The following is a 22,542-nucleotide window of genomic DNA, read 5'->3' as shown; positions in this document are numbered from 1 at the left end:
CGGAAATGGAAAAACGTGCCCAACGGAATTCTGCTCGCACTCATCGCCTATGCAAGCTATTCGTGCAGCGACGCCGTTGTCAAAAGCCTGGGCGGGCAGTTCAACGTCTTCGAGATCGGCTTCTTCTCGACATTGTTTGCCGGCTGCTTTCTGCTCTTTGCCAGGCCGGCAGGCGAGCGCTGGCTCGATTTCTGGCGCACCAACCGGCCCTGGGCGGTACAGGCCCGGGCCTGGGCCGGCATCGCCTCGGGCGTGCTCAGCGTCTATGCCTTCACCACCATCCCGCTGGCGGAAGTCTATGCGCTCATCTTTCTGGCGCCGCTGTTCGTCACCATCCTAGCCACGCTGGTCCTCAAGGAGAAGGTCGGCCCGTGGCGGTGGCTGGCGGTGGTCGCCGGCTTTGCCGGGGTCATGCTGGTCGTCAGGCCGGGGTTTCGCGAATTGCATCTTGGTCATCTGGCGGCGTTCATCATCGCCTTCCTGGCCGCCACCAATGTGATCCTGATGCGTTCGCTCGCCGCGCAGGAAAAGCGCACGACGATGCTCGGCGTGCTGATCGGCTACGGCCTGCTCTTCAACGGCGCCGGTGCGGCGGCTACCTCGTTCTCGTTGCCGGATGGCAGGCAATGGGCCTGGCTGGTACTGGCCGGCGCCTTCACCGCCGGCGGCCAGCTGTTGCATCTGCTGGCGGTCAAATACGCACCGGCCAACCGCATCGCGCCGACGCATTACTCGCAGATCGTCTGGGCGGTGGTTCTGGGTGCGCTGTTCTTCAGGGAATATCCGGATTTTCTGTCGCTGGTCGGCTTGGCCGTGGTCGGCGGTTCCGGCCTGCTGACCATGGTGCGCGAGGAGGTGCGGCTCGGCACGGTGCGCTGGAACCCGTTTTCGCGGACCAGGCTTTGAGTCGGCGCCGAGGTTGCGCCGCGACCGCCACCGCTGATATGCGGTTGCTGCCAACTGGCTGCACAGCATAGCACAATGACGACAAAACCCTTGCCGGACCTGCCGGTCTCCGTTGTCTTGCCGGCGCTCAATGAAACGCTGAGCCATGGTAACAGCGCCGTGCTGGTGGCGCCGCCCGGTGCCGGCAAGACGACGCTGGTTCCACTGGCGCTGCTCGACGCTGAATGGCTCGGCGCCGGAAAGATCATCCTGCTCGAGCCGCGCCGCCTCGCCGCCCGCGCTGCCGCCCGCCGCATGGCCGAATTGCTCGGCCAAGAGCCCGGCGAAACCGTCGGCTATGCCATGCGCATGGAAAACCGCAGTTCCGCAAAAACCAGGGTTCTCGTCGTCACCGAAGGCGTGCTGTCCCGCATGATCCTCGACGACCCGGAACTGCCTGGTGTCGCGGCGGTGCTATTCGACGAGTTCCACGAACGCTCGCTCGACGGCGATTTCGGGCTGGCGCTGGCGCTCGACGTGCAGGGTGCGCTGAGGCCCGAACTCAGATTGCTGGTGATGTCGGCAACGCTCGACGGCGCGCGTGTCGCAAAATTGCTGTCCGGCGCGCCGGTGATCGAGAGCGCAGGCCGCGCCTTCCCGGTCGACATCCGCTATGACGAGCGGCCGGCCGGCGTCACCATCGAGGACGCCATGGCCAAGGCGATCCGCTCGGCGCTTGCCGGGGAGGAGGGCAGCGTGCTCGCTTTCCTGCCCGGCCAGCGCGAGATCGAGCGCACCGCCGAGCGGCTGGCGGGCAAGGTCGGCGCCGATACCGACATCGTGCCGCTCTATGGTATGCTCGACAACAAGGCGCAGGACGCGGCGATCAAGCCGGCGCCGCTCGGCCGCCGCAAGGTCGTGCTGGCGACGTCGATCGCCGAAACCTCCATCACCATCGACGGCGTGCGCGTCGTCATCGATTCCGGCCTGTCGCGGCTGCCGCGCTATGAACCGGCGAGCGGCCTGACGCGGCTGGAGACGGTACGTGCTTCCCGCGCTTCCGCCGACCAGCGCGCCGGCCGTGCCGGGCGCACGCAGCCGGGCGTCGCCATCCGGTTGTGGCGGGCCGAGCAGACGGCGGCCCTGCCGGCCTTCACGCCGCCGGAAATCCTCGAGGCCGATCTTTCCGGCCTGTTGCTCGATAGCGCAGCGTTCGGCGTCGCCGATCCGACCAGTCTATCCTTCCTCGACCCCCCGCCGGCTCCGGCGCTCACCGAGGCGAGGGTACTGCTACGTGCGCTCGATGCTGTCGATGCGGCAGGACGCCTGACGGATGCCGGTGCCGCGATGCGTAGGCTGGCGCTACCGGTGCGGCTTGCCCATATGGTCGCCGAGGCGGCAAGGACCGGAGAGGCGCTCGAGGCGGCGATGCTCGCCGTATTATTGACCGAGCGTGGCCTTGGCGGCGATGGTGCCGATCTCGAACGGCGGCTGCTGCGCTTTCGCGCCGAAAGATCGCCGCGCGCCACCGCCGCCCGGCAGCTGGCTGAGAGGCTGGCAAAGCAGGCTTCACCCTTCCCCTCTAGGGGAGGGTCGGCGAGCGAGCCGAGCGCAGCGAGACGAGCGAGACGGGGCGGGGTCGTCGATGGCGTGCCCGAAGCGGCCCCACCCCTATCCGCTACGCGGATCGACGCGCCGGGGCGAGCCACGGGTCTCGCCCGTCCTTCCGACCCCCTCAAGGGGGAGGGCAGCACAGCCGGCGCTCTCCTCATCCATGCCTGGCCGGATCGGGTCGCCAAAGCGCGCGGCGAGCGTGGCCGCTTCGTGCTTGCCAACGGCTCGGGCGCCATGCTCGACGCCTCCGATCCGCTGGCCGGCGAGACCTGGCTCGTCGTCGCCGACCTGCAGGGCAAGGCGCAGAACGCCCGCATCACCGCAGCGGCAGCCATCGATGAGGCCGACATCCGCACTGCGCTGGCGGAAAAGATCGAGGCCCGCCGCGAGGTGAGCTTCGACCGCGACATGCGCGCGGTGCGGGTGCGCGAAACGGTTCGCCTCGGCGCCATCACGCTGTCCGAACGCATGCTGCCGGCGCCGACCGGTGCCGACGCGGATCGCGCCATCCTCGACGCCTTGCGCGAACACGGCCTGTCCCTGTTGCCGTGGAACAGGGAGGCGGAGACGTTGCGGCAGCGGCTCGGCTGGCTGCATCGCGGCCTCGGCGTGCCATGGCCCGATGTCTCCGATGCCGCGCTCCTCGAGCGCCTCGACGACTGGCTGCTGCCGTTCCTTTCCGGCGCGGCATCCTTTGCGGCAATCGATCCCAGCGTGCTTTCGCAAGGCCTGATGACGCTGGTGCCGCACGAATTGCAGCGCAAGATCGCCACATTGGCGCCGACCCATTTCGACGCGCCGTCGGGCAGCCGGCTGCCGATCCGCTATGACGGCGAATGGCCGGTGCTGGCGATCCGCGTGCAGGAACTGTTCGGCCTCGACCGGCATCCGGCGATCGCCAACGGCACTGTGCCGCTGACGCTCGAATTGCTGTCGCCGGCGCACCGGCCGATCCAGACGACGCGCGACCTGCCCGGCTTCTGGCGCGGCTCCTGGGCCGATGTGCGGGCAGAGATGCGCGGCCGCTATCCCAGGCATGTCTGGCCGGAGAACCCGCTTCTCGCCGCCGCCACCAGCCGCGCCAAGCCGCGCGGTACCTGATGCTTCCAGACTGTCATCCCGAACCGAGGCCCAGCTTCGACGGTTTTCGGAAAAGACCTCCGGCTGTTTCCCCTCTATAATCACTGGCCATGATAAACATCCTGCACGCACCCGACTTCCAGCAAAGCCAGCGGCTGCGCCTCAACACGCTGATCAGGTTGCGCTGGCTTGCCATCGTCGGCCAGAGCCTGACCGTGCTTGTGGTCGCTTACGGGCTGAAATTTCCGCTACCGGTCAGCATGTGTTTTGCGCTGATCGCCTGTTCGGCCTGGATGAACCTTTTGCTGACTTTCCGCTATCCGGCGGCGCATCGGCTTACCCCGTTCTCGGCCTTTGCCATCCTGACCTTCGACAGCCTGCAGCTTGCCGGCCTGCTCTACATGACCGGCGGCCTTACGAATCCGTTTTCGCTGCTGATGACCGTGCCCGTCGTCGTCTCGGCGACGTCGCTGCCGCTGCGGCTGACCGCCATGCTCGGCGCGCTGGTGATCGTGGCGGCGACGCTGCTGGTCTTTTACCACCTGCCGCTGCCCTGGCATGAGGGGGCGCCATTGGCGATGCCGTTCATCTATGTCGCCGGCATGTGGATGGCGGTGTTCTGCTCCATCGCCTTTACCGCGATCTATGCGTTCCGGGTGGCCGAGGAGGCGCGGCTGCTTGCCAACGCGCTTGCCGCCACGGAATTGGTGCTGCAGCGAGAACAGCATCTCTCGGCCCTCGACGGCCTCGCCGCGGCCGCCGCACACGAACTCGGCACGCCGCTCGCCACCATCACGCTTGTCGCCAAGGAGATGGAGAAGGCGCTTGGCGAAGATCCGAAATACGGCGAGGACGTGAAGCTGCTGCGTTCGCAGAGCGAGCGCTGCCGCGAAATCCTGAAGCGCCTGACCAGCCTGTCCTCCGAGAGCGAGGTGCACCTCTCGCGCCTGCCGCTGACCTCGCTGGTCGAGGAGGTGACGGCGCCGCACCGTGATTTCGGCATTTCGATCAAGCTTCGGCCGGGCGAGCGCATCGGCCCGGAACCGGTGGGCCGGCGCAATCCCGGCGTCATTTACGGCCTCGGCAATCTGGTCGAGAACGCGGTCGACTTCGCCCGCAACAGCGTGACAGTGCGCTGGAACTGGAATGAGGCCGCCGTCAGCTTCTCGATCATCGACGACGGGCCGGGCTTTCCACCGGAGATCATCGACCGAATCGGCGAACCCTATATGTCGACGCGACAAGGCACCGAAGCTGGCGGCGGCCTCGGCCTCGGCCTATTCATCGCCAAAACCTTGCTCGAACGCTCCGGCGCGACGCTCGATTTCCGCAATTCAAGCGAGCCCGGCGAGGGCGCCATCGTGCAGATATCGTGGCCGCGCAGCGTCTTCCTCAATCCCGAGCAGGCTTCGGCCACCATGTTCGACACGGCCTAAATTGGACAATAGCGTTGCGAAACTATATTTGCGTAAAAATCAGGCAGCAGGATTTTCAGCACGATGAGTACTGACGAAACGATTGGCGCAATGGTCGAAGGCGAGGACACCTCGCTGCTGATCGTGGACGACGACAAGCCGTTCCTGACGCGGCTTGCCCGCGCCATGGAAACCAGGGGTTTCGTGGTCGAGACGGCGGAGAGCGTCGAGGAGGCGGTTGCCAAGGCGCGCGCCAATCCGCCGGCCTATGCGGTCGTCGACATGCGGCTGGCCGACGGCAACGGCCTCGACGTCGTCGCCGCGATTCGCGAGAAGCGCGACGATGCCCGCGCCATCATCCTCACCGGCTACGGCAACATCGCCACCGCGGTGACGGCGGTAAAGCTCGGCGCCATCGACTATCTGTCGAAGCCGGCCGATGCCGATGATATTTTTGCCGCCCTGACCCGCACCGCGGGCGAACGCGCAGCGCCGCCAGAAAATCCAATGTCGGCCGATCGCGTGCGCTGGGAACACATCCAGCGCGTCTACGAAATGTGCGACCGCAACGTCTCGGAAACCGCACGCCGCCTGAACATGCATCGCCGCACGCTGCAACGCATCCTCGCCAAGCGCGCGCCGCGCTAAAGGGCTCTCATTACAGGCTTGCCCGGCCAGCGCTGTTTGCGCATCATCGCTTGGCGGTGTCGGACCTTGCCGCTGATACGACGGAGGCGACATGCAGGACGAAAAGCGGCTGGTCTCCATGCTGCGCGAATTCCTCGACAGCGAGGCGGCCGGCGGCCTCATCCTGATGGCTGCGGCGGCCTTGGCCCTGATCGTCGCCAATTCGCCGCTGGGCGAGGCTTATTTCTCCGCCCTCCATGCCTATCTCGGACCGCTCAGCGTCTCGCACTGGATCAATGACGGCCTGATGGCGGTGTTCTTCCTGCTGGTCGGTCTCGAGATCAAGCGCGAAATGCTTGACGGCCAGCTGTCGACCTGGCCGCGCCGCGTGCTGCCCGGCATCGCCGCCGCCGGCGGCATGGCAGCGCCGGCACTGGTCTACGTCGCCATCAACCGCAACAATCCAGCCGCTCTGTCCGGCTGGGCGATCCCAACCGCCACCGATATCGCCTTTGCGCTCGGCGTGCTGTCGCTGCTCGGCAGCCGCGTCCCGGGTTCGCTGAAGATATTCCTCACGGCGCTTGCCATCATCGACGATCTCGGCGCGGTGCTCATCATCGCGGTGTTCTATACCAGCGGCCTCTCGCTTGCCTATCTCGGCGCCGCCTTCGCCGTGATCGCGCTGCTGGTGGTGCTCAACCGCATGCGGGTGCTGACGCTGCTGCCGTACATCTTGCTCGGCATCGTTCTGTGGGTTTTGGTGCTCAAATCGGGCGTCCATGCGACGCTCGCCGGCGTCGCGCTGGCCCTCACCATACCGCTGAAGATATCGCCGGGCAGCGGCCATGATCTCGACCATTCGCCGCTGCACCGGCTCGAACACGGCCTGCACAAAGTCGTCGCCTTTTTCGTCATCCCGATTTTCGGCTTTGCCAACGCCGGCGTCTCGCTCGCCGGTCTCAGCGCTGCCGCCCTGGCCGAGCCGCTGACGCTCGGCGTCGCCGCCGGCCTCGTCTTGGGCAAGCTGGTCGGCGTGTTCGGGTCTTCCGCGCTTGCCATCCGGCTTGGCTTCGCCGATCTGCCGGTCAATGCCGGCTGGCTGCACATGGTCGGCATTTCGCTGCTCTGCGGCATCGGTTTCACCATGAGCCTGTTCATCGGCTTGCTCGCCTTCGCCGGCGACGCCGCCCTGCAGGACGCGGTCAAGGTCGGCATCCTCGCCGGCTCTTTCATCGCCGCGCTCCTAGGCGCCGCAGTGCTGCTGGTCGCGCCGGCCGCAGGCGAGGCGGAGGAGGCGGAAGAATAGGCGTCTCCTCGCGGGCGCTACCCGTGAGCGACCATGACGTGGCGGACGGCGGTATAGTCCTCCAGCGCGTAGAGCGACATGTCCTTGCCGTAGCCGGATTGTTTCAACCCGCCATGCGGCATCTCGTTGGTCAGCATGAAATGGGTGTTGATCCAGGTGCAGCCATATTGCAGCCGGGCGGCCGTCGCCATGGCCCGCGAAACATCCTTGGTCCACACCGACGACGCCAGGCCGTAGTCAGAATCATTGGCCCAGTTCACCGCTTCGTCGACTTCGGAAAAGCGGGTGACCGAGACCACCGGACCGAACACTTCGCGGCGCACGATCTCGTCCTCCTGCAGCGCGCCGGCGACGACGGTCGGCTGGTAGAAGAAGCCGGAGCCCTCGCCCGGCTTGCCGCCCGTGGTGATCTCGATGTGCTTGAGCTCAGAGGCGCGCTCGACGAAGCTCGAGACGCGGTCACGCTGGCGACGCGAGATCAGCGGGCCGATCTCGTTCTCGGTATCGTCGGGGCGATCATACTTGATGGTCGAGACCGCAGTGGAGAGGTCGGCGACGAGCTTGTCGTAGATCTTCTTGCCGGCGTAGATGCGGCAGGCCGCGGTGCAGTCCTGGCCGGCATTGTAATAGCCGAAGGCGCGCAGGCCGTTGACCACCGCGCCGAGATCGGCGTCGTCGAAGACGATGACCGGCGCCTTGCCGCCGAGCTCGAGATGCGTGCGCTTGACCGATTTGGCGGCAGCCTGCAGCACCTTCTTGCCGGTGGCGACGTCGCCGGTGATCGAGATCATGTTGACCTTCGGGTGGTTGATCAGCGTGTTGCCGACGCTGTCGCCGCGACCGAGCACGACGTTGACGACGCCTTCCGGCAGGATTTCGGCAAGGATTTTCGCCAGCTTCAGCGCGGTCAGCGGCGTCTGTTCCGACGGCTTGAAGACGACGGTGTTGCCGCCGGCAATCGCCGGCGCCAGCTTCCAGGCCATCATCATCAGCGGATAGTTCCACGGCGCGATCGACGCGACAACGCCGATGGCGTCGCGGCGGACCATCGAGGTGTGGCCGGGAATGTATTCGCCGGCGACCTGGCCGGGCATCGAGCGGACCGCGCCGGCAAAGAAACGGTAGCAGTCGACGATCGCCGGGATTTCGTCATTGAGCACGGCATTGATCGGCTTGCCGCAGTTCAGCGCCTCGAGCGCCGCGAAATCCTGTGCAGCAGCCTCGATGCGATCGGCGATCTTCAGGAGATAGCCGGCGCGCTGCGCCGGTGTTGTGCGGGACCAGGTGACGAAGGCTTTTTCGGCAGCAAGCACGGCCGCCTCGATCTGCGCTGGGCTGGCCTCCGGCAGATTGAGGATGGTCGCCCCGGTCTTCGGGTTGAGGATCGGCTCCTCGGTCTCGGTGCCTTTTTCGAATTTCGAGCCGATCAGCATCTGCGTGTCCATGGAAGTCTCTCCCTTGTGAACGAGATCATTTGCCCGAACCGGCGATCTGGTCGCCGTCGCGGGTCAGGTAATAGGCAGCGAGGATGGGGAGCAGCGTCACCAGCACTACCACCATCGCCACGACATTGGTGACCGGACGCTGGCGCGGACGGATCAATTCTTCGAGCATCCAGATCGGCACCGTCTGCTGCTGGCCGGCGGTGAAGGTGGTGACGATGACCTCGTCGAAGGACAGCGCAAAGGCAAGCATGCCGCCGGCCAGCAGCGCGGTTGCGATGTTGGGCAGCACGACATGCCGAAAGGTCTGGAAACCATCGGCGCCGAGATCCATCGACGCCTCGATCATCGAGCCGGACGTGCGGCGGAAGCGGGCGACCGCATTGTTGTAGACGACGACCACGCAGAAAGTGGCGTGGCCGAGCACGATCGTCCAGAACGAGAACGGGATTTCGGCCAGCGCGAAGGCCGAGCGCAGCGCGATGCCGGTGATGATGCCGGGCAGCGCGATCGGCAGGATGACCAGCAGCGAGATGGTTTCGCGGCCGAAGAATTTTGTGCGGGACACGGCAGCGGCGCACAGCGTGCCCAGGACCAGCGCGATGGTAGTCGAGATCGCCGCGACCCGCACAGACAATGACAGCGCCTGCCAGACGTCGGGGCGGTTCCAGGTGACGGCGAACCATTGCGTGGTCAGGCCCGGCGGCGGCCAGACGAAGCTCTTCTCCTCGGTGGTGAAGGCATAGACGAAGATCAGCAGGATCGGCAAATGCAGGAAAAGCAGGCCGCCGGTGGCAGCGAGCTTCAGGCCGATCGGCGCGGATGGGCCACGGTCAGAGCGCATCGAAAGCCCCCATGCGCTTGGCGCCCCAGAGGTAGAAGCCCATGATGACGATGGGCACCACGGTGAAGGCGGCGGCGAGCGGGATATTGCCGGCGGTGCCTTGCTGCGAATAGACGGCCTGGCCGATGAACAGCCGCGAGGTGCCGATGATCTGTGGGATGATGTAGTCGCCGAGCGTCAGCGAGAAGGTGAAGATCGAGCCGGCGACGATGCCGGGCAGCGCCAGCGGGAACAGCACGTTGCCGAAGGTCTGCCCGGGCGAGGCGCCGAGATCGGACGAAGCCTCGACCAAATTGCCCGGCACGCGCTCGAGTGCGGCCTGCACCGGCAGGATCATGAACGGCAGCCAGACATAGACGAAGACGATGAAGGTACCGGTTGAGGAGACCGACAGCGAGTTGCCGCCGACGACCGGCAGCGACAGCCAGGCATCAAGCAGCCACAGAAGATGCAATTTGGCCAGCAGCCAGGTCAGGATGCCTTCCTTGGCGAGAATCAGCTTCCAGGCATAGATCTTGACCAGGTAGCTCGACCACAGCGGCAGCATGACGCCGAGATAAAACAGCGCCTTCCAACGGCCGCGCGCATAGCGCGCCGCATAATAGGCGATGGGAAAGGCGATGACCGCCGCCGCCAGCGTCACCAGCGCCGCCATTGTCACCGTGCGCAGGATAATGTCGAGATTGGCGGCCTGCAGCAGGTCGCCATAGGTCTTCAGCGTGAATTGCCGGTTGATCAGGCCGGAGAACTCGTCGATCGAAAAGAAGCTCTGCAAAAGCAATGCGAAGAGCGAGCCGATATAGACGATGCCGAGCCACAAAACCGGCGGCAGCAGCATGAGGAGCAACAGCAGCTTCGGCTGTCGCCAAAAAATATCCGACACCGCGCCACGCAGGCCGCCGCTTCGCGGCAGGATGGCGGGCGGCGTGGCGCGCGGCATGACGGTGTCGAGGCTCATCCGAGCTCGTCCATCAAATGCAAATGCTCGCGCTTGAAGGTGAGCACCACCGCCTCGCCTTCCCCCGGCAGCACAGCACCCGCCGGCACGATGGCATGCAGTCGCAAGCCCTCTGCATCGAGCGCCAGTCTTGTCGTGGCGCCGAGATAGTTGGTCGAGACCAGGCGGGCGGCAACCCCTTCGCCGTTGGCCCGGCCAATACGGATGGATTCGGGCCGCAGGCTGCCCCAGCGATACTGGCCGGCATAGCGCTGGACGAAATCCGGCGGCAGCACGTTGGACGAGCCGACGAAATCGGCGACGAAGCGGGTCTTGGGGCGCTGGTAGATGTCTTCCGGCGTGCCGATCTGCATGATCTTGCCGTCATTGAAGACGGCCACGCGGTCGGCCATCGACAGCGCTTCGCCCTGGTCGTGGGTGACGAACACGAAGGTGATGCCGAGCGCCTTCTGCAGCGATTTCAACTCCTCCTGCATGTTTTCGCGAAGCTTGAGGTCGAGGGCGCCGAGCGGCTCGTCGAGCAACAGCACCTTGGGCTGGTTGACCAGCGCACGGGCGAGCGCGACGCGCTGGCGCTGGCCGCCGGAAAGCTGGCCAGGGCGACGGGCGCCGTAGCCGGGAAGCCGCACCAGCGCCAGCGCTTCTTCCGCCGCCTTTTGCCGCTCCGGTCTGCCGACGCCCTTGACCATCAGCCCATAGCCGACGTTGTCGAGCACGTTGAGATGCGGGAACAGCGCATAATCCTGGAACACGGTGTTGACGTTGCGGCGATAGGGCGGCACGCCCTCGGCGCGTTCGCCGAAGATCGAGATCGAGCCCGCCGTCGGCTGCTCGAAACCGGCGATGAGGCGCAGGCACGTCGTCTTGCCCGAGCCGGAAGGCCCGAGCATGGCGAAGAACTCGCCCGGCACGATGTCGAGATCGACCGCGTCGACGGCACGCACGCTGCCGAAATGGCGAGAGACGTTTTGGAAGGAAACGGCGGAGGTCATGGGGCTGTCCTGATCTGTCAGGCTCATCAAATTTCAGGCGGTAGCGCTGCCTCTCATCCGCCTGCCGGCACCTTCTCCTCGTATAGTGGACGGGGAGAAGGGAGGCGCTCCAACGTTGGCGGCCCCCCGGTTCTTCACCGGGAGAGGGTAAGGGTGAGGGGCAGCGCCGAACTTCGTAGGTGAGGCGAACTCACCGCCCGCCGATGACGCCGATATAGTCCGACACCCAGCGGTAATAGGGCACGCACTGGTCGTTCTGGGTGGCGCATTTCGAGACCGGCGTCTTCCAGAACTTGATCTTGTCGAAATTGTCGTAGCCGTTGGTCTTGCAGCCTTCCTCCCCGAGCAGTTCGTTGCCCTTGCAGGCGGCGGGCACCACCGGCAGCGAGCCGAACCAGGCGGAGACGTCGCCCTGCACTTTTGGCGACAGCGAATGCTCCATCCACATGTAGGCGCAGTTCGGGTGGGCAGCATCGGCCTCCATCATCGTGGTATCGGCCCAGCCGGTGACGCCCTCCTCGGGGATAGTCGAGGCGACCGGCTTCTTGGCCGCGATCAGCGTGTTTACCTGGTAGGGCCAGGAACCGGAGGCGACGACGCCTTCGTTCTGGAAATCGTCGACCTGGATGGCGGCGTCGTGCCAATAGCGTCCGACCAGCGTACGCTGGACCCGCAGCAGGTCGAGCGCCGCCTTGTACTGATCCTCGGTCAGTTCGTACGGATCCTTGATGCCGAGCTCCGGCTTGTGAGCCATCAGGTAATTGGCGGCGTCGGCGATGTGGATCGGCCCGTCATAGGCCTGGACGCGGCCCTTGTTCGACTTGCCGTCGGGAAGCTTCATTTCCTCGAAGACCACGTTCCAGCTCTTCGGCGCCTCCTTGAACACTTCGGTGTTGTACATCAGCACGTTCGGCCCCCACTGATAGGGGACGCCGTAATGGACTCCGCCGACGGTGAACCAGGGCGCATCCTTCAGCCGGTTGTCGACCGTCTTCCAGCTCGGTATGAGGTCGGTGTTGATCGGCTGGACGCGCTTGCCGGCGACAAGGCGCAGCGAAGCGTCGCCCGAGGCGGTGACGAGATCGAAGCCGCCCTCGTTCATCAGCGAGACCATCTCATCGGAGGTGTTGGCGGTCTTGACGTTGACCTTGCAGCCGGTTTCCTTCTCGAACGAAGTGACCCAATCATAGGCCTTGTCGGTTTCGCCGCGCTCGATATAGCCCGGCCAGGCGACGATATTGACCTCGCCTTCGCCTTTGCCGAGCTCCTTCACCTGGGCGATGGCCTGGCCGGAGAAGCTCAGCGCGACCGTCAAGGCAGTGCATGATTTCAGCAATGAATTCATCGTCGATCTCCCATTTTTGCATGACCTCGAAACCGGTTTCGGGTTTCGGAAGAAGGTCATGCGCCCGTTCAAAAACGTTGGATGCGCGGCCCTGAAGGGCCGTGCTCCTCGCATCGGCCCGAAAATCGGAAATCGATTTTCGGAAGGCCCGATGCGAAAACTAAAAGTCTTAGAGCGTACTATGTGCGTCCAATTGGACGCACGTCGCGCTCTAACGGCAGCTTTGTTCCCTGACCGAAAAGTGCTGCGAAATTTCCGGTTTCGCAAATTCATTTATCAGAAAGCCGATATCGATTTTTCCGATACGTCAGCGGCCAATCTTCTCGGGCCGTTGGCGCACCATGCGCTGCGACTGGGCAAGTCCGATGAAGTCGCGCGCCGCCTGCGGCAGACCGGAGCCGCGCCGCCAGACCATGCCGACCTGGACGACCGGCAACGACCCCGAAATATCGCGCGATTCGATGCGGTCGCCTTCCAGCGACCATGGCCGGTAGACGAGGTCGGGCAGCAGCGCCACGCCGGCGCCGGTAGCGACGAGGCTGCGCACCGCTTCGACCGAGCGGGTGCGGAAGGCGACATGCGGCTTGGCGCCGATTGCCGTCAGCAGCTTTCCGGTATTCTCCTCGATCTCGTCGACGGTCAGCATGATCAGCGGTTCCGAGGCGATGTCGCCGATGCCGATGATGTCGGCACCGGCCAAGGGGTGGCCGAGCGGCAGCCACAGCCGGTAGGCCGAGACTTCGAGGATTTCGGACTGCAGTGCCGTGCGGTCGCGCAGGTTCGAGGTGACCATGACGGCAATGTCGAGCTTGCCGCCAATTAACAGGTGCTCGAGATAGTCGCCATTGTCCTCGATTGCCGAGACCTCGACACCCGGATAGGCGCGGCGGTAGCGGGCAAGAAGATCGGACAGCACATAGCCGGCGACCAGCGAGGTGACGCCAAGTTGCAGCCGCCCGCTTGCCGCGGCCTGTTCGCCGAAGAAGGCGCGGCGCGCATCGGAAACGTCGGCCAGGATCTTCCTCGCATGGCGCAGGAACTGGTGGCCTTTATGGGTGATGTTCAAGCCGCGCGGGTGGCGCTCGAACAGCTCGACGCCGAGATCGTGCTCCAGCTCCTTGATCGCCTCGGTGACCGACGATTGCGAGATCGACAGGTTCTGGGCGGCGCCCGACACCGTGCCCTGCTCGGCGACGGCGATGAAGAACTGCAATTGGCGGATGGTGAAAGCCATGGCCGGACTAAACACGGCAGACGCGGCGCTGGGAAGTGGGTGCTGGAGCAGATCTCCCGACAGAGCTCACGATAGAGGTCAGCCCTCGCTTCCGCCATCGGCAATGCTGAGCCGTGCGCCGGCCTGGGCGAGGGCGGCGCCGATGTCGTGCGGCGGCGGACGGTCGGTCGCGAGTTCGGAAAAGCCGCCGAAGCCGCAGACCTGAACAAGGCCCTGGCGGCCGAATTTGCTATGGTCGGTGACGACAAGCGAACGCTGGCCGCGCGACAGCACCATGCGGGCGAATTCGGCCTCTTCCAGATCATAGTCCATGACGCCGGTTATGGCATCGACCGCACCGGTCGATATCACTGCATGGCTGACGGAAAAGCGGCTGACGAATTCGATGGCCGAGACGCCGAAGGCAGCACCGGAATCGCTGCGCAGCTCGCCGCCGGCCATGTAGACCTTATTGCCGTTGACGGTGGCCAGTGTGCGGGCGATGTCGGAGGAGTTGGTGACGACCGTCAGCCGCCGGTGGCCGAGCAATTCCCGGGCCAGGAAAGAGGTGGTGGTGCCGGTGTCGAGCATGATCGATTCGCCGTCGCGGATGGTGGCGGCGACCATGCGCGCTATTGCTCGCTTGGCATCGGCGTTCTCGCGCATGCGCCGCTCGAACGGCGCTTCGCCGGCAATCGACGGCAGGCCGACGGCGCCGTGCATCTTGAGGATGGAACCGTCGCTGGTCAGTGGCTTGACGTCGCGGCGTACTGTCTCCAGCGAGACGCCCAGCCGGTCGGCCAGGCTCGCAATGGTCACGGTGCCTTCCTCCTTGAGGAGGCGCAGGATTTCGCCATGCCGCTTCGAGTGGACCATCGGTTCCATCCGGTCGGATTGTTGCACCGCTGACCGCTTCTACGGCATAAATGCCACTAACTCCAAGGAATTTAGCAAAATTCGGGCAAAAAACCAGAAAATACCACAATTTCGCGTTGACAACGCCTCCAGCGTGGCGCGACATTATCGCTGTGACAGGCTCGGAACGGAGGACGACGGCTGAGCCGCACGAAAAATCGCTTGCCCGAACGCCCGGGAGATCGTCGGGTGCAAGGGTACCGAAATTCAGGATCCGCGGGGGCGGATGCCGGCGTCGAAGAACCCGGCACAAAGGGGCTCGTCGGTGCGGTGCGGGATACCGATCCCGAGATCTGCACCGACGAGATCTTCGCGTTGCCTCCATTCCTCCGTCCGATTGTCATCGCTGGCCAGCCGTGACATGCGTGGAAAATTGACCCAATGTTGGACGAGATCGTGACTGTCGAAGACCGCATCCGTGCGCTGCCTTGCTGGACCGGCAGCATCGGCATCGCGCCGCTGCCGGGCGGGCTGAGCAATGCCAATTATCTGGTCAAGGACGCGGCCGGGCGGCACGTCGTGCGGCTCGGCCAGGACTATCCGTTCCACCATGTCTTTCGCGAGCGCGAGATGATGACGGCGCGGGCAGCGCACGCGGCAGGCTTCGCTCCGGCCGTCCATTACACTGGACCCGGCGTCATGGTGACGGAGTATCTCGGCGCCAAGGCCTATGTCGCGCAGGACGTGCGCGCCGATCTCGGCCGCGTTGCCGCGTTGCTGCGCGGTTTCCACCGGGAGATGCCCGGTCATGTCTCCGGCGCCGGCTTCATGTTCTGGGTATTCCATGTCATTCGCGACTATGCGCGCACGCTGGAGGAAGGCCGCAGCCGCAAGCTGGGCGAACTGCCGCGCCTGCTGACGCTGGCGGACGAGCTCGAGCGTGCGCAAAAGCTGCTTCCGATCGTCTTCGGCCATAATGACCTCTTGCCGGCTAACATAATCGACGACGGTCACAGGCTGTGGCTCATCGATTTCGAATATGCAGGCTTCAACACCGCGATGTTCGACCTTGCCGGCGCGGCGTCGAATGCAGGCATGAGCGACGAGGAGTCCTTCGCCTTCCTCACCGCCTATTTCATGAAGGAGCCGGACCCGGCGATACGGCGCTCGCACGCCGCCATGCAATGCGCGTCGCTGCTGCGTGAGGCGATGTGGGGCATGGTTTCCGAGCTTTACCTCGACGCGCCCGGTGTCGACTACGCCGCCTACGCCGACGAAAACCTGGCGCGGCTCGAAGCCGCCCTGGAAAACTACAGGACAAAATACGGGACGCGGACATGACCTTGCCCGCCCAGGCCGGGATCGTCGTCATCGGCGGTGGCATCATCGGCTGTTCGACGGCCTATCATCTGGCGCGCGACCACAAGGCCGAAATCGTACTGCTCGAACAGGGCAAACTGACCTCGGGTTCGACCTGGCATGCTGCCGGGCTGGTGGGCCAGCTGCGCTCGTCGGCGTCGATCACGCGCGTGCTCAAATATTCGGTCGATCTCTACAAGGGGCTGGAAGCCGAAACCGGCCTCGCCACCGGTTGGAAGATGACTGGCTGCCTGCGCCTCGCCACCAATGGCGACCGCTGGATCGAGTATAAGCGGCTGGCAACGACGGCTAAGAGCTTCGGCATGGACATGCATCTGCTGTCGCCGGCCGAGGTCAAGGAAATGTGGCCGCTGCTGGAAACCGGCGACCTCGTCGGCGCGTCCTGGCTGCCGACCGACGGTCAGGCAAGCCCTTCCGACATCACCCAGTCGCTGGCCAAGGGTGCGCGCATGCATGGCGCAAAATTGTTCGAGGAGGTGCGGGTCACCGGCTTCGAAATGAGAGACGGCCGCATCACCGCGGTAAAGACCAGCAAAGGCGATATCGCCTGCGACAAGGTAGTGAACTGCGCCGGGCAATGGGCGCGGCAGGTGGGTGCGCTCGCCGGGATAAACGTGCCGCTGCAGCCGGTGAAGCACCAGTACATCATCACCGAAAAGATCGATGGCCTGCCGACCGACGCGCCGACAATTCGCGACCCCGATCGCCGCACCTATTTCAAGGAGGAGGTCGGCGGGTTGGTGATGGGCGGCTACGAGCCGAACCCGCAGGCGTGGACGACCGGTCTACCGGGCGGCGATGTGCCGGACGATTGGGAGTTCCGGCTGTTCGACGATGATTACGATCATTTCGAGCAGCATATGAGCCAGGCGATCGAGCGTGTCCCGGCGCTCGCCAATGCCGGCGTCAGGCAGATGATCAACGGGCCGGAGAGCTTTACGCCGGATGGCAATTTCATCCTCGGTGTGGCGCCGGAATGCGCCAATATGTTCGTCGGCGCCGGCTTCAATGCCTTTGGCATCGCGTCCGGCGGCGGCGCCGGCTGGGTGCTGGCGCAATGGGTCGTCGACGGCGAGGCGCCGCTCGATCTGTGGGTGGTCGACATCCGCCGCTTCTCCGATCTCCACCGCGACCGGCAATGGGTCCGCGACCGCACGCTGGAAGCCTATGGCAAGCACTACACGATCGGCTTCCCGCATGAGGAATATGTCAGCGGCCGGCCGCGCATCGTCTCGCCTTTGTACGAGCGGCTGCAAAAACATCGCGCCGTGTTCGGCTCGAAACTTGGCTGGGAGCGGCCGAACTGGTTCGCGCCGGAAGGCATCAAGCCGAAGGACGTCTATTCGATGGGCCGGCAGAACTGGTTCCCGGCGGTTGGCGACGAGCACCGCCACGTGCGCGAAAAGATCGGTATTTTCGACCAGTCGTCTTTCGCCAAATACGAAATGACCGGAGCCGACGCGCTGAAGGCGCTGGACTGGATCTGCGCCAACGACGTCGCCAAGCCGGTCGGCCGGCTGACCTACACGCAGCTCCTCAATACGCGCGGCGGCATCGAGGCCGATTTGACCGTGGCGAGGCTCGGTGAGGAAAAATTCTACATCGTCACCGGCACCGGTTTCCGCACGCATGATTTCTCCTGGATTGCCGATCATATCGGCAGGGAGTTCGACGTGACGCTGACCGACGTCACGGAGGATTTCGGCACATTGTCGCTGATGGGGCCGCGCGCCCGTGACGTGCTGTCAGCGGTGACCGATGCCGACGTCTCGAACGCCGCCTTTCCGTTCGGCCATGTTCGCGAGATCGCCATTGCCGGTCACGCCGTCCGGGCACTGCGCGTCACCTATGTCGGCGAACTCGGCTGGGAACTGCATGCGCCGATCGCGGCGACGGGCGAGGTTTTCGACGCGCTGATGACGGCGGGCGCTGTCCACGACATTCGCCCGGTCGGCTATCGGGCGCTGGAATCGCTGCGGCTGGAAAAGGGCTACCGCGCCTGGGGCGCTGACATTACACCCAACGACACGCCGCAGGAGGCCGGCCTCGGCTGGGCGGTGAAGCTCAGGAAGAACACCGATTTCCTCGGCCGGCGGGCGCTTGAAAAGCTCGATGGCTCGACGCTCAGCAAACGCTTTGCCGGCTTCACCGTCGATGATCCAGACGTCGTGCTGCTCGGGCGCGAGACCATCCTGCGCAACGGCGAGGCGGTCGGTTATCTCACCAGCGGCGGCTATGGCTACACCATCGGCAAGAACATCGGCTACGGCTATGTGCGCAATGCCGATGGCGTCAACGATGATTTCCTTACCTCCGGCAACTACGAGCTGGTGGTGGCAATGGAACGGACGCCGGCTAAGATACACCTCGAGCCGCTTTACGATCCGGCAGGAGCAAAGGTGAAGGCATAGAGCCTTCCGGTTTCAGCCTCAGTTCACGATGAGCACCAGCCCCCGGCTCGGCACGGTATCGGCCTCGCCTGGCATCGAAACATAGGGCGGCGTCTCTTCGGCGCGCGTGACGGTGCCTTGCGCCTCGAGCTCGGCGATCCGCGCGGCAAACCCGGCATCCCACAGCGTGTTCTTCACTGTCAGCACGATCACCCCGCCCGGCCGGCAGATGCGGATCAGCTCGTCCAGACCCTCGGCCCCGACATGGCCGGACGTGAAGACGCCGGCTGAGATGATCCCGGCATAGGCGTCGTCCACGAAGGGCAGCGGTCCGCCAAGCGCCAGGCAGTGCAGCGCTGAATAGACGCCCTTGCGCGCGGCTTGCGCCAGCATGCCTTCCGAGATGTCGAGCGCCTCGACCTGCGGATAACCGGTAATGGCAAGCCATTCGCCGATGAGCCCGGTGCCGGCGCCGGCATCGAGCAGAGGAGCGGCGCCGCGCGCCAGATGGCGGGCCAGCAAGGCAAGGCAGATGGTGGGATGGCGATAGCCAGCCACCGACATGTCGGCGTCATAGGTGCCGGCCCACCTGTCGTAAAGAGCCGCGACGTCTTCCGGCCGCTTCGCCGCATAGGCTGCGGCGAGTGCGCTCTGCTGATTGCTGTCCGTCATCGCTTTCCGTCGCCTGGTATCGATCCGCAACGCGATCATAGCCAAACGGCGAAAACTGTGGAACCGTCGTCGTCCCAATAACACGGGGAAAGGAGCGAAATCCATGGCGGACGACCGGGCGCGCGCCGCACTTGTGGCCATTCCGATGCTGGCGGGCTATGACGGCCCTCTGGAACGGCTCGGCGGTCTCACCAACCTCGTCTTCAGGGGTAAGGATTTCTGCCTGCGTATCCCCGGCAAGGGTACCGAGGAATACATCAACCGCGCCAACGAGGCAGTGGCGGCGCGGGAAGCGGCGAAGGCCGGCGTCAGTCCCGATGTGCTGCATGTCGATGCCGAGACCGGCGTGTTGGTGACCCGCTTCATCGCCGGTGCCGAGACGATGTCACCGGAAAAGTTCAAGATTCGGCCGGGCAGCCCGGCACGCGCCGGCAAGGCCTTTCGCAGACTGCACACATCCGGCGCGGTGTTCCCCTTCCGCTTCGAGCTGTTTGCGATGATCGACGATTATTTGAAAGTGCTGTCAACCAGGGACGTCGCCCTGCCTGCCGGCTACCACGATGTGGTCCGCGAGGCGGAGGCAGTGCGCTCAGCACTTGCGGCTCAACCTCTGTCGATCGTCGCCTGCCATTGCGACCCGCTATGCGAGAACTTTCTTGATACCGGCGACAGGATGTGGATCGTCGATTGGGAATATTCCGGGATGAACGATCCGCTCTGGGATCTCGGCGACCTCTCGGTCGAAGGGCAATTCGACGCCGCGCAGGACGAAGAGATGATGCTGGCCTATTTCGGCGGCGAGCCGAGACCGGCGGAGCGCGCCCGCATCGTCATCTACAAGGCGATGTGCGACCTGTTGTGGACGCTCTGGGGCTTGATCCAGCTTGCCAACAAAAATACGGCCGACAACTTTCGCGCCTATGCCGACGGCCGGTTTGCGCGCTGCAAGGCACTGATGGAGATGCCGGAATTTTCGCGGCATCTCGCAGCGGTGCGCCGGGGTTAATTCACACCCTTCGGCACGTTTTCCGGCGGTACCGTGTCGACCACCTTCTGGCGGTGGAAGATGAACAGGCCGGCCAGCACGACGATGGCCGAGCCGATCAGGATGCGCGGCCCAGGCACATCGCCGAAGAAGGCGAGGCCGAAGACCACTGCCCACAACAGCAGGCTGTAATGCAGCGGCGCCAAGGTCGAGGCCGGCGCCAGCTTCAACGCCCTGGTGATCATCAGATGCGCGCCGCAGGAGACGATGCCGAGAAGCAGCATGGCGCCGAAATCGAGCGAGGACGGCGTCTTCCAGCTACCGAGGGTCAACGCAGCGCCGACCAGCAGCGTGCCGATGGTTTGCCAGGTAACCAGCGAGGTGTCGCTGGTGCCGCGCAGCCGCCGATTGAGGATGATGGCGAAGGCAAAGGAAATGCTGCCGGCGAGCGCGAACATCGACGACAGCGAGAACGCGGCCGAGGACGGCTTCAGCATGATCAGCACGCCGCAGAAACCGACCAGGATAGCCGCCCAGCGGCGCCAGCCGACCCTTTCGCCGAGCAGGAAGTGCGACAGCGCCGCGACATAGATCGGCCCGGCCATGTAAAAACTCATCACATCGGCGAGCGGCAGATAGACGACCGCCGCGTAGAACAGCGCCGTGTCGAGCGTCGTCATCACCACGCGAAGCAGCTGCAGCTCCGGCCGCTCCATGCGAAACAGCTTGGCCGCACCCTGATGTGCAATCATCGGCCCGAGTATGAAAAACGCGCCGATCGAGCGGATCAGCACGACCTGGCCGACGGAAAAACTGGCGACCAGCCACTTGCCCATCGCGTCGTTCAGCGCAAACAGGAAGTCGCCGGCGAGCATCAGCAGGATGCCGGCCAGCAGCACGTTCATGATCGTTGAGTACTGGGCTGCGGGCTGCGCCATTCCGTTACCGGTTCCTCGCCGTGGGGTACGGTGACCCGCGTCGTAGTCGCAAGCTGCGGCCATGACGAGGCGAAAATCGAGAATTCGGTAAGACCAGCGCCGGAAATCGGCTGGACTAATGCATGTCGCGCAAAAGTGTGCAGCGGTTTTTGCGATAACGACACGCTTAAAAACAAGACCTTAAAGCGCGTCGCGTGGGTCCGTTCAAACGCGACGCGCTTTAAGCGTGGCGCCGGTTCACCGTGCCCGGCCTTCCAGCGATCGAAAGCCGCGTGTCCTGCCGGCTGCGCTCGGCCACCACCTTGCCCCTGGCGATGACGCAGAGACGCTCTGGGCGCAGCCGCAGCGCCTCGACTGGGTTGCCGGCATCGAGAACGACCAGGCTGGCGCGCTTGCCGACCGCCAGGCCAAGGTGGTCGAGGCCCATGATGGCGGCATTGACGTTGGTGACCATATCGAAGCAGCGCGCCATCTCGGCCGGGCTCGACATCTGCGCGACATGCAGGCCCATGAAGGCGACGTCGAGCATGTCTGCGGTGCCCAGCGAATACCAGGGGTCGAGCACGCAATCCTGGCCCCAGCCGACGCGGATGCCTTGCGCCAGCATCTCCTTGACCCGCGTCAGTCCGCGGCGCTGGGGAAAGGTGTCGTGGCGGCCCTGCAGCATGATGTTGATCAGCGGATTGGGGATCGCCGAAACGCCGGCCTCGGCAATCAGCGGCAATAGCTTCGAAACGTAGTAATTATCCATCGAATGCATCGATGTCAGGTGCGAGCCGGCCACTCTGCCCTGCAACCCGAGCCGCTGCGTCTCATAGGCAAGCTGCTCGACGTGGCGCGACAGCGGATCGTCGGTCTCGTCGCAATGCAAGTCGACCATCAGGCCGCGCTTCGCCGCGATTTCGCAGAGCTCGGTGACGGAGCGCGTGCCGTCGGCCATTGTGCGCTCGAAATGCGGAATGCCGCCGACGACATCGACGCCTATGTCGAGCGCCCGGATGGTCTTGTCGCGCGCCGTCGGTGAGCGGTAAAACCCGTCCTGCGGGAAGGCGACCAGCTGCAGGTCGATATAGGGGCCAACCGTCTTCTTCACGTCGAGCAGCGCTTCGACCGCCAGCAGGCGGTCGTCGCAAACATCGACATGGGTGCGGATGGCGAGCAGGCCCATCGACACCGCCCAGTCGCAATAGGCGAGCGCACGGTCGCGCACCGCTTCGTGGGTCAGAAGCGGCTTCAACTCGCCCCAAAGCGAGATGCCTTCGAGCAGCGTGCCCGAGACATTGATGCGCGGAATGCCGAGCGAAAGCGTGGCGTCCATATGGAAATGCGGATCGACGAAGGGCGGCGAGACCAGATTGCCATGGGCATCGATCGCCGTGCCGGCGCTGACGTTCAGCTCGGGCTCTATCGCTGCGATCGTTTCGCCGACGATGCCGATATCCGCGATCCTGCCGTCGGGCAGCATCCCGCCGCGCACCACAAGGTCAAAATCCATCTAGCGCCACCTCGTTCAAAAAAGCCGTTTCTTTCCATGCAGCGTGCTGCCGCAAGGCGGAACCTTCAGGCGCGGCCCTTCCCTTCTTCCCTTGTGGAAGAAGGTG

The 22,542-nt window shown here is 64.7% G+C and carries 18 protein-coding genes; 8 read left to right on the top strand and 10 right to left on the bottom strand.

Features of this window, described 5'->3' with window-relative positions:
- Positions 1 to 15 precede the first annotated feature (15 nt).
- The 5 genes from NKH67_RS13625 (at position 16) to nhaA (ending at position 6,927) form a co-directional block, all read left to right on the top strand.
- Positions 16 to 906, top strand: coding sequence for a DMT family transporter (locus NKH67_RS13625; RefSeq protein ID WP_352448474.1), 891 nt, complete (start codon positions 16 to 18; stop codon positions 904 to 906).
- 75 nt (positions 907 to 981) lie between these two features.
- Entirely contained in the window at positions 982 to 3,600 is a 2,619-nt protein-coding gene (gene hrpB, locus NKH67_RS13620; protein ID WP_353031131.1) for an ATP-dependent helicase HrpB, read from the top strand.
- A gap of 89 nt (positions 3,601 to 3,689) precedes the next feature.
- Positions 3,690 to 5,015 carry an ActS/PrrB/RegB family redox-sensitive histidine kinase gene (locus NKH67_RS13615; RefSeq protein ID WP_352448476.1) on the top strand — a complete coding sequence of 442 codons (1,326 nt, stop codon included), beginning with the start codon at positions 3,690 to 3,692 and terminating at the stop codon, positions 5,013 to 5,015.
- 63 nt (positions 5,016 to 5,078) lie between these two features.
- Complete coding sequence (locus NKH67_RS13610; RefSeq protein WP_023676342.1) at positions 5,079 to 5,642, top strand: ActR/PrrA/RegA family redox response regulator transcription factor; 564 nt, start codon at positions 5,079 to 5,081, stop codon at positions 5,640 to 5,642.
- A gap of 91 nt (positions 5,643 to 5,733) precedes the next feature.
- Positions 5,734 to 6,927, top strand: a complete 1,194-nt coding sequence (gene nhaA / locus NKH67_RS13605) for a Na+/H+ antiporter NhaA (RefSeq protein ID WP_352995450.1) — start codon at positions 5,734 to 5,736, stop codon at positions 6,925 to 6,927.
- 17 nt (positions 6,928 to 6,944) lie between these two features.
- Here nhaA and NKH67_RS13600 read toward each other — a convergent pair whose 3' ends face one another.
- The 7 genes from NKH67_RS13600 to NKH67_RS13570 all read right to left on the bottom strand — a co-directional run bounded on the left by NKH67_RS13600 (position 6,945) and on the right by NKH67_RS13570 (position 14,597).
- On the bottom strand, positions 6,945 to 8,372 hold the full coding sequence (locus tag NKH67_RS13600; RefSeq protein WP_352969941.1) for a gamma-aminobutyraldehyde dehydrogenase: 1,428 nt from the start codon (positions 8,370 to 8,372) through the stop codon (positions 6,945 to 6,947).
- A 25-nt stretch (positions 8,373 to 8,397) separates the two neighbouring features.
- Positions 8,398 to 9,213 (bottom strand): ABC transporter permease, encoded by an 816-nt coding sequence (locus NKH67_RS13595; RefSeq protein WP_352469946.1) that lies wholly within the window; start codon positions 9,211 to 9,213, stop codon positions 8,398 to 8,400.
- Positions 9,203 to 10,153, bottom strand: coding sequence for an ABC transporter permease (locus NKH67_RS13590; RefSeq protein WP_352540499.1), 951 nt, complete (start codon positions 10,151 to 10,153; stop codon positions 9,203 to 9,205). The genes NKH67_RS13595 and NKH67_RS13590 overlap by 11 nt, the downstream gene beginning before the upstream one ends.
- Before the next feature lie 14 nt (positions 10,154 to 10,167).
- A complete protein-coding gene (locus NKH67_RS13585; RefSeq protein ID WP_353031129.1) occupies positions 10,168 to 11,163 on the bottom strand; it encodes an ABC transporter ATP-binding protein in 996 nt (331 codons plus the stop codon).
- A 190-nt stretch (positions 11,164 to 11,353) separates the two neighbouring features.
- Complete coding sequence (locus NKH67_RS13580) at positions 11,354 to 12,508, bottom strand: ABC transporter substrate-binding protein (protein WP_352540421.1); 1,155 nt, start codon at positions 12,506 to 12,508, stop codon at positions 11,354 to 11,356.
- A 307-nt stretch (positions 12,509 to 12,815) separates the two neighbouring features.
- Positions 12,816 to 13,742, bottom strand: coding sequence for a LysR family transcriptional regulator (locus tag NKH67_RS13575; RefSeq protein ID WP_023676350.1), 927 nt, complete (start codon positions 13,740 to 13,742; stop codon positions 12,816 to 12,818).
- A 78-nt stretch (positions 13,743 to 13,820) separates the two neighbouring features.
- Positions 13,821 to 14,597 (bottom strand): DeoR/GlpR family DNA-binding transcription regulator, encoded by a 777-nt coding sequence (locus NKH67_RS13570; RefSeq protein ID WP_352767217.1) that lies wholly within the window; start codon positions 14,595 to 14,597, stop codon positions 13,821 to 13,823.
- Positions 14,598 to 15,032: 435 nt separating this feature from the next.
- On the opposite strand from NKH67_RS13570, the gene NKH67_RS13565 reads away from it, so the two are divergent.
- Positions 15,033 to 15,917: a phosphotransferase gene (locus NKH67_RS13565; RefSeq protein WP_353031201.1), complete on the top strand. Its 885-nt coding sequence runs from the start codon at positions 15,033 to 15,035 to the stop codon at positions 15,915 to 15,917.
- Entirely contained in the window at positions 15,914 to 18,367 is a 2,454-nt protein-coding gene (locus tag NKH67_RS13560; protein ID WP_353031127.1) for a GcvT family protein, read from the top strand. Before NKH67_RS13565 ends, NKH67_RS13560 begins: the two co-directional genes overlap by 4 nt.
- An 18-nt stretch (positions 18,368 to 18,385) precedes the next feature.
- Here the strand turns inward: NKH67_RS13560 and NKH67_RS13555 are convergent, their stop codons facing one another.
- The gene (locus NKH67_RS13555; protein ID WP_353031125.1) at positions 18,386 to 19,018 is read right to left on the bottom strand and encodes a class I SAM-dependent DNA methyltransferase; all 633 of its coding nucleotides are present in this window, start codon (positions 19,016 to 19,018) and stop codon (positions 18,386 to 18,388) included.
- A 103-nt stretch (positions 19,019 to 19,121) separates the two neighbouring features.
- Here NKH67_RS13555 and NKH67_RS13550 point away from each other — a divergent pair, with 103 nt between their 5' ends.
- Positions 19,122 to 20,024, top strand: coding sequence for a phosphotransferase (locus NKH67_RS13550; protein WP_353031123.1), 903 nt, complete (start codon positions 19,122 to 19,124; stop codon positions 20,022 to 20,024).
- On the opposite strand, the gene NKH67_RS13545 is transcribed toward NKH67_RS13550, so the two are convergent.
- The gene (locus NKH67_RS13545) at positions 20,021 to 20,941 is read right to left on the bottom strand and encodes a DMT family transporter (protein WP_352540426.1); all 921 of its coding nucleotides are present in this window, start codon (positions 20,939 to 20,941) and stop codon (positions 20,021 to 20,023) included. The genes NKH67_RS13550 and NKH67_RS13545 overlap by 4 nt on opposite strands.
- Positions 20,942 to 21,161: 220 nt before the next feature.
- Entirely contained in the window at positions 21,162 to 22,436 is a 1,275-nt protein-coding gene (locus tag NKH67_RS13540) for an amidohydrolase family protein (RefSeq protein WP_353031121.1), read from the bottom strand.
- Between the last annotated feature and the right edge of the window lie 106 nt (positions 22,437 to 22,542).

The sequence above is a fragment of the Mesorhizobium sp. M0968 genome, assembly GCF_040319065.1.
Classification (GTDB): Bacteria; Pseudomonadota; Alphaproteobacteria; order Rhizobiales; family Rhizobiaceae; genus Mesorhizobium.
Note: the sequence above shows the minus strand (reverse complement) of the source record. Positions and strands in the feature narration are given on the sequence as shown.

What these genes read in the sequence shown, in the direction of transcription:
- NKH67_RS13545 (WP_352540426.1), bottom strand. Translation starts at nt 20,941, where the DNA reads ATGGCGCAGCCCGCAGCCCAGTACTCAACGATCATGAACGTGCTGCTG.
- NKH67_RS13570 (WP_352767217.1), bottom strand. Translation starts at nt 14,597, where the DNA reads ATGGTCCACTCGAAGCGGCATGGCGAAATCCTGCGCCTCCTCAAGGAG.
- NKH67_RS13615 (WP_352448476.1), top strand. Translation starts at nt 3,690, where the DNA reads ATGATAAACATCCTGCACGCACCCGACTTCCAGCAAAGCCAGCGGCTG.
- NKH67_RS13590 (WP_352540499.1), bottom strand. Translation starts at nt 10,153, where the DNA reads ATGCCGCGCGCCACGCCGCCCGCCATCCTGCCGCGAAGCGGCGGCCTG.
- NKH67_RS13555 (WP_353031125.1), bottom strand. Translation starts at nt 19,018, where the DNA reads ATGACGGACAGCAATCAGCAGAGCGCACTCGCCGCAGCCTATGCGGCG.
- NKH67_RS13540 (WP_353031121.1), bottom strand. Translation starts at nt 22,436, where the DNA reads ATGGATTTTGACCTTGTGGTGCGCGGCGGGATGCTGCCCGACGGCAGG.
- hrpB (WP_353031131.1), top strand. Translation starts at nt 982, where the DNA reads ATGACGACAAAACCCTTGCCGGACCTGCCGGTCTCCGTTGTCTTGCCG.
- NKH67_RS13585 (WP_353031129.1), bottom strand. Translation starts at nt 11,163, where the DNA reads ATGACCTCCGCCGTTTCCTTCCAAAACGTCTCTCGCCATTTCGGCAGC.
- NKH67_RS13595 (WP_352469946.1), bottom strand. Translation starts at nt 9,213, where the DNA reads ATGCGCTCTGACCGTGGCCCATCCGCGCCGATCGGCCTGAAGCTCGCT.
- NKH67_RS13560 (WP_353031127.1), top strand. Translation starts at nt 15,914, where the DNA reads ATGACCTTGCCCGCCCAGGCCGGGATCGTCGTCATCGGCGGTGGCATC.
- NKH67_RS13580 (WP_352540421.1), bottom strand. Translation starts at nt 12,508, where the DNA reads ATGAATTCATTGCTGAAATCATGCACTGCCTTGACGGTCGCGCTGAGC.
- NKH67_RS13550 (WP_353031123.1), top strand. Translation starts at nt 19,122, where the DNA reads ATGGCGGACGACCGGGCGCGCGCCGCACTTGTGGCCATTCCGATGCTG.
- NKH67_RS13610 (WP_023676342.1), top strand. Translation starts at nt 5,079, where the DNA reads ATGAGTACTGACGAAACGATTGGCGCAATGGTCGAAGGCGAGGACACC.
- NKH67_RS13575 (WP_023676350.1), bottom strand. Translation starts at nt 13,742, where the DNA reads ATGGCTTTCACCATCCGCCAATTGCAGTTCTTCATCGCCGTCGCCGAG.
- nhaA (WP_352995450.1), top strand. Translation starts at nt 5,734, where the DNA reads ATGCAGGACGAAAAGCGGCTGGTCTCCATGCTGCGCGAATTCCTCGAC.
- NKH67_RS13600 (WP_352969941.1), bottom strand. Translation starts at nt 8,372, where the DNA reads ATGGACACGCAGATGCTGATCGGCTCGAAATTCGAAAAAGGCACCGAG.